Consider the following 8,946-nt stretch of genomic DNA (forward strand, 5'->3'; position numbering starts at 1 on the left):
ATGAAAAAAAATCAATTAAATGCTGCAGTATTACTGATAGCAGGTGTAACACTAGCACAAGGACAAGTTGGAATAGGCACTTCAAGCCCTGATCCCTCTGCCAATTTACATGTAGCCCCCACAAACAGAGTAAACCAGAACAAAGGAACCTTATTGGGAACCATGACTACCCAAAACAGAAATTCTATTGCTCGGCCGGCAACAGGTCTGATGATATACAATACTACTGATAATTGTTTGCAGGTTAATAATGGCACACCGGCTGCTCCTAAGTGGGAATGTCTCAGTGAGCAGCCTGAAGCTTTTGGATCTATGAACTTCGGACGTTATAAACCTTTTTATTGGGGAATGACCAGCGGTACAATTCCTTCCAGTCAAAGTGGTGTGCCTCCATATAGCCCTACCAACACTCGACTTTATGGGGCCTATACAGCAAATGGAAATTTCGCCTCAAATGATATCTTTAGAGTTGATGTGGCCAGGATAAATGGAGATTCCTATGCACCGATTCTATATAATATTTCAGGAGAGGCCATTAATATCAATTATAATACCGTTACCTACGGTAATCCAACATATCGAACTAATGTCCTTCTTAATGATAAGCAAGGTTCATTGGTAGATGGTAATTTTACGACTTACTTTGTAGAAGCACAGAATATATATGTAACGTTGAATTACCCAGATAAGTGGACACAAAGAAAATTTCTGATAGGATTTAATGTTTTTAAAGAAGATTATTCGAGCACCATTTCTTCAGGAGGAAATGGTTCCGGAAAAATAAATCAATCCATGATCAGTTATATTTTTGAATTTAAGTAATCGGTATTTGAATTCCTCATCACAAAAAAACACAATCTATATATATTTATTTGATTACAAGTCAATACGGGCTTGTAATCAAATAAAAATGACAAAAACCACTAGAAATAAGTTAACTCATTACCATACAGTTTATCCTACTGAGTATTTCATAATTTAAATCAAGAATAATGGATTTTAAAAACATACATATCGGTCAGCTCATTCAGAAAAGAGTATTGGAATGTGAAATTGATATCGTTCGTATCTGTAATTTTCTTAAATGTTCAGAAGATGAAATCGATACCATGTATACATTAAAAAGCCTTGATTCTGAACTCCTATTAAGATGGAGTAAACTTTTAGAATATGATTTTTTCAGGATATACAACCAGCATTTGATTTTATACGCTCCGCAAACACCAATAAATCAATCTCATGTAAAAAAAGAATCTGAATTGCCGAAATTCAAAAAAAACATTTACACCAAGGAAATTATTGATTTTATTGTAAACCTTATAGAAAGTGGAGAAAAAACAAGAGCGCAGGTTATTGAAGAGTACAGAATTCCGAAAACTACATTATACAAGTGGCTTGAAAAATACAAATCATAAGAATAAATAAATTCCCTTAAACACAAAATACTCATGGAAAGCAGAGAACCTAATTATGTGAAAATTTTCTCAGATATCATATCGAAAAAATTTCCAAAAAAAATTTCCAGCTGTACGTATTTCCTCGAAAAGGAAAAGCTATCCTCATTAGATGTTATCACTCTTAATCATATTTTATTTCATGACGGTGAAGCAAGTAATGAGCACAAATCTTATGATGATGAGAGCATTGCTAAAATATTGGAATATCAAAGAAAAAATAAGATGACCAACACAGCCATTGCATCAGTATTTAAATTAAGCCGGAATACTTTGGCGGCCTGGAAAAAAAATGCATCGAAAAAAGTAAAAAGAATTCACCAATAATAAACTACTGATCCGCATGAGAGATAAAAAATATTATTTTTCTGATAAGAATCAGAACACCATATCAGAAGATCAGTTAGTTGGAAAAAAGATAGACGATCTCGAATATTTTTTCACTGATTATCAGATCAAAAAATCAGATGCCAACGAGCGTATTTTTATTATGAAAAAATCACTTTTAGGGCTGTTTAAACTAAAACTGCATTTATATCTTACTGAAGATACAGTATATGATTATGCTATTCAAATTTAATCTTCAATTAAAACTATAAAACACTGCATCGGTATATTTTTTTATTCATCCTTTCATAGCTAAGTGTTGCGACTTAATTTCTTTATATCATATTGTTTGGGATACCGATGCTTTGTTTTATTTAAGACAATAATGGAAGAGATCTCTCATCCTAGACTATGGGTTGGGACGTGAGCTCAAATCCAAACTCAATTATAGATGCAATAGGTAATAGATTCTCTGGTAAAAAATCATTGTAACCTGAATATGCATTGAAGGTAATCATTGCCATATTGATATTTCAAGATTTCTAAAAATTAAAGACGATAATCCCTTTTATTATTCGGGTATCAGGCCTTCATGTAAAAAAGGTTTCACACATATCTATTTAAAATTATTAATATAAACTTCACAATGAAAAAAGTTTTAACTATTATTATATCAATAGGCACGATAATGATATTCGGACAGGAGTCATGTGCCTTTGACCTGGTTCAGCAGGAACTGGAAAGAAAAGATCCGGAAGTCCGGAAATCAAGAGAAGAGGCAGAAGCCCTTCTCTTGAAGATGAATGCAAAGGAATATCTTAATAAAATTGGGGCTACCTCAAAGAACGGGTTGTACACAGGACAAGTCTATGAAATTCCTGTTGTGATACACGTTATAGAGTCCTCTGATCCATCCAACGCTTCTCTTGTACGGACTGATGCACAAATCCAGGAATGGGTAGACAACAGCAACAAGGTATTCGCAACTACGTATGGCAACGGCTATTATCCGGAAGGCCCGGGAAATGATGGCGGAAATGTCATCCCTTTTAAACTTGTGCTGGCCAAAAGAACCCCTCAATGTGCTAGCACTAACGGAATTATAAGGTATAACGGGAGCAGCATTCAGGGGTATGATACCTATGGTGTGAGATCATCTGGACCCAGCGGACCTAATGGACCTAATGAAAACACAATAAAAAATATGGTACCTCATTGGCCTGAGAGCTCTTATTTCAATATATATCTGGTTATTGGTATTGATGGAGATAAAGGGTACAATGGGATTTTAGGCTGGGCATATTATCCTTCAAATCCCAATTCTGCCTATGATAGTTTTATGAAAGTAAGCGGTATTGGTAATCCCTATATTTTTACACATGAATTAGGGCATGCATTTGGACTGGATCATGTATTTTCCGGAACTTCTGCCATTTCGTCTTCCCCACAGGCCTCACATTGTCCGGATAACTCTGACTGCACCATCAATAATGACAAAATATGTGATACAGAACCTACTGCTAATCTTTTATACGTTTCGCCGTTTCCTTCCAACACAAACATTAATCCATGTACAGGATCACCTTATCAGGGGATTCAGTATAATGTCATGAATTATACGGCCAGGCCAAGGAAATTTACTGCGGGGCAGAGGGAGCGTGCTATTGCTATGTTTATGCAGCACCGGTCTAATCTAACAAGATCTTTGGCAGGAACGGCTATTACTCCAGCTTCTCCTGTACCCACATTAACGGCCTCTGCATGTAATCCTACCGGTATAACAAATCCGTCAAATCAATCCATGGGACCAACGCGAGTTCAACTCGGCAACATAGATAATGCATCTGATGCATTTTGGACCTATTCCAATGGACATTATTATGCGGATTACAGTTTACAAAACTGCTTTAAAAGAGAAGTTTTTACAGATATCAGCGTCAATTCCAATCAGCTAAAGATAAGTTTTGGGGGCTCTCCACAATATATAAAGGCCTGGATTGATTATAATAATAACGGCATCTTTGAAGATTCAGAATTGATTGGTGCTTCACCTAACAGACTCAATGCCGGACAATCACCCTATGTGATCAATTTTACACCTCCCGTTACAGCAACAAGAGACACCTATTTGAGGATGAGAGTAATAGCGGACAGGAATCAGAAAACTCCCTGCGAAAACTTAACGAATGGTCAAACGGAAGATTATTCAGTACGAATTCCTGGAGTCTCATTAAGTACTATTGAGAACGACAAAGCAACTGATGCCGTTCATTATTCGCCAGAGCATAATTCGTTGATTTTAGTCAATAGTGGTTCTAAAAAATTTGGCAGCTACGAAATTTATGATATGAGTGGAAAAATGATTCAAAAAGGCAAGTCCGAAACCAGCTCAATTATATTGAATTTCTATCATAAAGGGACTTATGTCTTAACATTTGTAGAAAACGGTCGGAAAGTTTCTAAAAAATTCATTCAATAAATCGGTATCCAATAATGGGTTCGGAAACGGAACTGGAAAGGAAGACCAATCCCTGCTCAATAAAGACACATCATTATATATTTTTTTTCATGTTACAGGCCTGTAACAAGGTCTGTAAAATAAAAAATAAAGGACTTTGCACATCATAAAATTTTTCTCAGGATGAAAAATAAAAAATTTTATTTCAATAAAAAATATTACTTCTATGATAAGCATCAAAACATTCTGCTGCGGGAAGACCAGCTGGTTGGAAAAAGAATGGATGATCTGGATTTCTTTTTCACTGATTATAAGGTACAAAAAATACATACCCGAGAATGTGTTTTTGTTTTAAAAAAAAAATTCTTAGGACTATTTAAATTAAAACTGTATTTATATCTTGATGAAGATACAGTGCATGATTATAGTATCAAGTAATTATATAGCATCGGTATCATTCTTTTATTCCTTACATTGCATAAGTTCAAATTTCATTCTATCATTTTGTTTGGATATACCGATGCTTTTCGATCTAAATCTTCCATTTAAGAGTTGTAAAAATTTAATTTACCGGCTACTAAATACTTACATTTATTTCAAACAATTTCTTTTACAGTTAGAATACGAAGCATAACTTCTGATCGCCTCCTTGCCTCTGAAACATTTCTCAAAAAACAATAGACTTTCAGAAATGGTTCGGCTGACAAGCTCTATTATAGAAATCCTGTTATTATTCACAAAAATCCAGCATCAAGAATTGTATTCAGTAAAAGCTATTGCTTTGACTTTATGGCTGCTGGTATAATTTTCGCAATAAAAAAGTAGACTTATATTAATTAGTGGGAATGTTATGAAAAAAAAGATCAATCCAATGGATGAAAAGCAGTTTAATGACTATTTCAATAAAAAAGATGGTCAATTGGCTGCGAACTATTTCGACTTTTTTGAGGACTCAATTGAAAATGCTAAAAAGTTTTCTCTGGGACCCTTCTTTTGGTTTATTGTCAATTCGACAAATATGGAAATAGAACGAACCAGTGAAAATATTGAACAATTTACTCCTTTTAGCAAAGAAGATTGGATGGGATCAAGTACTGAATTTTTCATTAATTTATTTCATCCGCAAGATAGACAATACGTCATGGCAGCATTCGTATTTTCTGCCAATGTACGTTTGCAATTTTTAAGAGAGGGAAAAACCGATGTTGGATTCAATCATTACGGCAGAATGATTACGCGGGATGGAGATTATCGATGGATATTACTTCAGTCACCCTTTCAAATTATTAGTAACTACGAAATAAAAGCATCTATAGTCATTATTTACGATCTATCCCATTTCAGGATTCAAAATCTGCCACTTCTTTCCATAATGGATTTTAGTGATAATGAAGTCCAGTATTTTAAGCATGTTGATCAGCAGTTACTTCAAATAGGCACAGAAAAGCCTAATATAACTAATCGTGAGAAAGATATCTTAAGCCTTATGGCACAAGGCTTCAACAGTCCGGAAATCGCAGAAAAACTTTTTATCTCTTATAGTACGGTAGAAAATCATAAAAGTAATCTTAGGAAAAAAACAAACACTAAAACTTCTGCAGAACTGATTGCTTACACAATGAATCACAGTTTACTCATACTTTAAATAAAGAGAGGATAATGAAGGGCTCCTCTTAAAAGAGTTCGTCTTATAAAACGAAACCTAAATTGAGCCTGTTTCAAACATTTCTTACGAATTGAAAGATTCGGATTTTTAGTAAGATTAAAATATTATTACATGACCTACAAACCCTATCCAAAACCTTTTATAAGTCCTCTGAAATCCTTATATTTGAGTTCCTATTTTCTGATATTTAATTAGGATTTACTTTATACGTTATTTGTGGGATCATCGATTTTCCAATCATTATCATGCTCCTAAATATAGAATAAATGCAGCAAACTATAAACGAAAAAAAAGTTCCAAAACCGTCATTTTCAGAAGCTGTAAAGTTTTGGTTCATCTTGGGGTGGATCAGCTTTGGAGGAACAACCGGTCATATTACCATCATGCATTCTTTTTTAGTTGATAAAAAGAAATGGATCAGTACCAGCAAATTTTATCATGCCCTTAATGCCTGTATGATCTTACCCGGTCCGGAAGCACATCAGCTGTCCATTTACATCGGCTGGAAGCTCCATGGTATAAAAGGTGGTATAATAGCTGGTTTATTCTTTATACTTCCTTCAATGTGTATTTTACTGGGGCTGAGTTTAGTTTATGCGCTCTATGGAAATACACCTTTGTTAACATCTATATTTAATGGGTTAAAACCCGCTGTTCTGGCTATCATTTTATTTGCAACATGGAAAGTGAGCCAGAAATCCCTTCTTACTCCTCTGCATTTTTTTGCTGCAGCAATGGCTTTTTCATTGTCGTATTTTGGTCATATTTCAATGCCCTATATCTTAATTGGTATTATCATCTTAGGAATTGCTGTCAACCTGATTTTCCCCAAGCTTCTAATCTCAAGAGCCAGAAATAATGCAAAAGAGAATCTCATTCATGAAGATTTATATTTTGTAAATTCCAATCAAAGCAGTTCTACAACATCGTTAAAGAAAATCGCCTTGCAGCTCCTAGTGTTTGTAACCTTGTGGTTAGTCCCGTTTTTATATGTATCTAATTTCATGATTGACCCTGCATTTTGGCAGAATTCATCCTTACTATTTACCAAAGCTGCTTTTTTAACCATTGGTGGCTCATACACCGTTATTCCTTATGCTGCCAACTTATTAACCAATAAATTGATGTGGTTGAGTAAGGCGCAGATGATCGATGGTTTTGCTTTGGCTGAAACTACACCGGGCCCCTTAGTTATTGTACTGTCCTACATTGGCTTTATGGCTGGCTACAACCACTTTGGAGGTTCTTTGGTCATGGGCTCTATCGGATTGCTTATAGCTTCCTATTTTACTTTTCTGCCTAATTTTATTCTGATTTTCATGGGAGCTCCATTGATTGAAAAAACGCAGAAAAATAGAATGATACAAAGCGTGTTATCATTAATAACGGCAGCAGTGGTCGGTGTTATTGTCAACTTAGCATTTTATCTGGGTGAGGAAATCTTATTCAACAGCCAGCCTATCACCCTATCTGATATAAACTGGATTTCACTGCTATGGGTCATTATTTCAGTTATCCTTCTTTACAGATATAAATTAAATATGATCTATCTTATTCTGATCAGTTTGCTGTTTGGTTTATTGAAATACTTTTTGCATTTCATATAAATACACCCTTAAAATTAATCACCAAATCATGGCAGATTAAGCAGCACTATTGAAGAAAAAAACAATTTTTATTTCTGCTGTGAACACACAAGATATGGCAGACCTACTACTCTATTATTTTTTATAAAAGGATAACTGATAATCTGGAATACTTGGTATAGGCCTGACTAGCTTTTTTCGAACTTTAGTACAGGTTATAACTCCGGCATCATTTACAGAACATCGATAGCTACTAAAATTCAATACCTACATATAATTCGGACACTAGAAGGAAATAATGAACATCGCCTTATTTTGATTTTTTTTAGATTGTTAATACATTTGTATAAAAAATAAAGTCATGAATTATACACTTGAGCTTAAGACTCAGGAATCTTACTCTAATATTATTTTCAACACGATCGTTTTTGATTCATTTAAGGTGAATATAGTTGAAAGATATACAGGCCGGATGAATTTCAATCCAAAATTATCTTATGCTTTATTTAAAGTCCGAACTCCAGATAATACTATCATTCAAACAAAAGATAACAATGGAAGGCTTAAAATTAAAGGAAATAACCTTGATACTTACACCAAATTGACCGATGTTTTGAAATCTTATGATTACAAAAACAGATTAATTAATAGACAGGAAGCACAAAAAGATTATGTTCATTTCATTTTAAGTTTAGTCATTGGGAATTATGAACTTAATTAATAGTTTCTTGTAGATATTACCCTAAGTAAACATCTGTTTATATAATAAAAACTCTCCTAAAACTAGGAGAGTAGATAATACGAATGCAAATAGTGATGTATAAATCCAGTTCAAAATTATTGGATATACCAATTTCAGTTTATGATTGAGATCATAAAGGCTGTACTTTAAGATTATTATTTAACACTAGTCTTCGCTTTTTCAGATTCCATTAAGTGGTGTTCTAAAGTGGGAAGTGTTTTGTTGGCAAAAGACTTTAAGGATGTTTCCTTACCCTCGGAGCCTTCTTTTTTAAATTCTTCAATGTCTTTTTTGTGATCGCTAACCATCAGATCAGTATACATACGGTCAAACTCCACTCCCTTTTTTGCTTTTAGCTCATCATACTTTTTTTGCTTTTCAGCATCCAAACGATCTGGCAGTGTATAGCCAGCTGCTGAGGCCCATTTTTTTAGTTCTTCATTGGCTTTACTGTGATCCTTGACCATCATCTCTCCCAGAGTTTTTACTGTAGCGCCGGCAGCATTAGCAGCTGCTAACTGCCCCATCATAACTTCCATCAGTCCTCCTTTCGCGGCAGCATCAGCAAATTTTTTATCCTGATCACTGAGAGCATTCCCAGGCGGGGAATTTGTGATTTTTGTAGAATCGTTAATGTGTAAATCGTCAGCAAAAAGTGTACTGATTTAGGCTTTCACTTAAGGAGTGTTTCATAAGAGATTAATTTTTAAATT

General features: G+C 34.5%; 10 protein-coding genes. 9 read left to right on the forward strand and 1 reads right to left on the reverse strand.

Annotated elements, in window-relative coordinates:
- From SCA31_RS17215 to SCA31_RS17255, 9 genes are all read left to right on the forward strand, one after another.
- On the forward strand, window positions 1–822 hold the full coding sequence (locus SCA31_RS17215) for a hypothetical protein (RefSeq protein ID WP_410698199.1): 822 nt from the start codon (window positions 1–3) through the stop codon (window positions 820–822).
- 170 nt (window positions 823–992) lie between these two features.
- Window positions 993–1,415, forward strand: a complete 423-nt coding sequence (locus tag SCA31_RS17220; RefSeq protein WP_072923298.1) for a transposase — start codon at window positions 993–995, stop codon at window positions 1,413–1,415.
- A gap of 33 nt (window positions 1,416–1,448) precedes the next feature.
- Entirely contained in the window at window positions 1,449–1,781 is a 333-nt protein-coding gene (locus tag SCA31_RS17225; RefSeq protein WP_410698201.1) for a helix-turn-helix domain-containing protein, read from the forward strand.
- A gap of 16 nt (window positions 1,782–1,797) precedes the next feature.
- Complete coding sequence (locus SCA31_RS17230) at window positions 1,798–2,034, forward strand: hypothetical protein (RefSeq protein WP_410698202.1); 237 nt, start codon at window positions 1,798–1,800, stop codon at window positions 2,032–2,034.
- 393 nt (window positions 2,035–2,427) lie between these two features.
- Window positions 2,428–4,260 (forward strand): zinc-dependent metalloprotease, encoded by a 1,833-nt coding sequence (locus tag SCA31_RS17235; protein ID WP_410698203.1) that lies wholly within the window; start codon window positions 2,428–2,430, stop codon window positions 4,258–4,260.
- A gap of 162 nt (window positions 4,261–4,422) precedes the next feature.
- Window positions 4,423–4,677, forward strand: coding sequence for a hypothetical protein (locus SCA31_RS17240; RefSeq protein ID WP_410698204.1), 255 nt, complete (start codon window positions 4,423–4,425; stop codon window positions 4,675–4,677).
- Window positions 4,678–5,089: 412 nt separating this feature from the next.
- Window positions 5,090–5,884 carry a LuxR C-terminal-related transcriptional regulator gene (locus SCA31_RS17245; RefSeq protein WP_410698205.1) on the forward strand — a complete coding sequence of 265 codons (795 nt, stop codon included), beginning with the start codon at window positions 5,090–5,092 and terminating at the stop codon, window positions 5,882–5,884.
- Between the two features lie 287 nt (window positions 5,885–6,171).
- Window positions 6,172–7,512, forward strand: coding sequence for a chromate efflux transporter (chrA, locus tag SCA31_RS17250; RefSeq protein WP_410698206.1), 1,341 nt, complete (start codon window positions 6,172–6,174; stop codon window positions 7,510–7,512).
- Window positions 7,513–7,852: 340 nt separating this feature from the next.
- On the forward strand, window positions 7,853–8,212 hold the full coding sequence (locus SCA31_RS17255) for a prevent-host-death protein (protein ID WP_410698207.1): 360 nt from the start codon (window positions 7,853–7,855) through the stop codon (window positions 8,210–8,212).
- A gap of 176 nt (window positions 8,213–8,388) precedes the next feature.
- Here the strand turns inward: SCA31_RS17255 and SCA31_RS17260 are convergent, their stop codons facing one another.
- Complete coding sequence (locus SCA31_RS17260; protein WP_410698211.1) at window positions 8,389–8,898, reverse strand: DUF4142 domain-containing protein; 510 nt, start codon at window positions 8,896–8,898, stop codon at window positions 8,389–8,391.
- Between the last annotated feature and the right edge of the window lie 48 nt (window positions 8,899–8,946).

Source organism: Chryseobacterium sp. SIMBA_028, from assembly GCF_046535285.1.
In the GTDB taxonomy this organism is placed as follows: domain Bacteria; phylum Bacteroidota; class Bacteroidia; order Flavobacteriales; family Weeksellaceae; genus Chryseobacterium.

What these genes read in the sequence shown, in the direction of transcription:
- SCA31_RS17215 (WP_410698199.1), top strand. Translation starts at nt 1, where the DNA reads ATGAAAAAAAATCAATTAAATGCTGCAGTATTACTGATAGCAGGTGTA.
- SCA31_RS17220 (WP_072923298.1), top strand. Translation starts at nt 993, where the DNA reads ATGGATTTTAAAAACATACATATCGGTCAGCTCATTCAGAAAAGAGTA.
- SCA31_RS17225 (WP_410698201.1), top strand. Translation starts at nt 1,449, where the DNA reads ATGGAAAGCAGAGAACCTAATTATGTGAAAATTTTCTCAGATATCATA.
- SCA31_RS17230 (WP_410698202.1), top strand. Translation starts at nt 1,798, where the DNA reads ATGAGAGATAAAAAATATTATTTTTCTGATAAGAATCAGAACACCATA.
- SCA31_RS17235 (WP_410698203.1), top strand. Translation starts at nt 2,428, where the DNA reads ATGAAAAAAGTTTTAACTATTATTATATCAATAGGCACGATAATGATA.
- SCA31_RS17240 (WP_410698204.1), top strand. Translation starts at nt 4,423, where the DNA reads ATGAAAAATAAAAAATTTTATTTCAATAAAAAATATTACTTCTATGAT.
- SCA31_RS17245 (WP_410698205.1), top strand. Translation starts at nt 5,090, where the DNA reads ATGAAAAAAAAGATCAATCCAATGGATGAAAAGCAGTTTAATGACTAT.
- chrA (WP_410698206.1), top strand. Translation starts at nt 6,172, where the DNA reads ATGCAGCAAACTATAAACGAAAAAAAAGTTCCAAAACCGTCATTTTCA.
- SCA31_RS17255 (WP_410698207.1), top strand. Translation starts at nt 7,853, where the DNA reads ATGAATTATACACTTGAGCTTAAGACTCAGGAATCTTACTCTAATATT.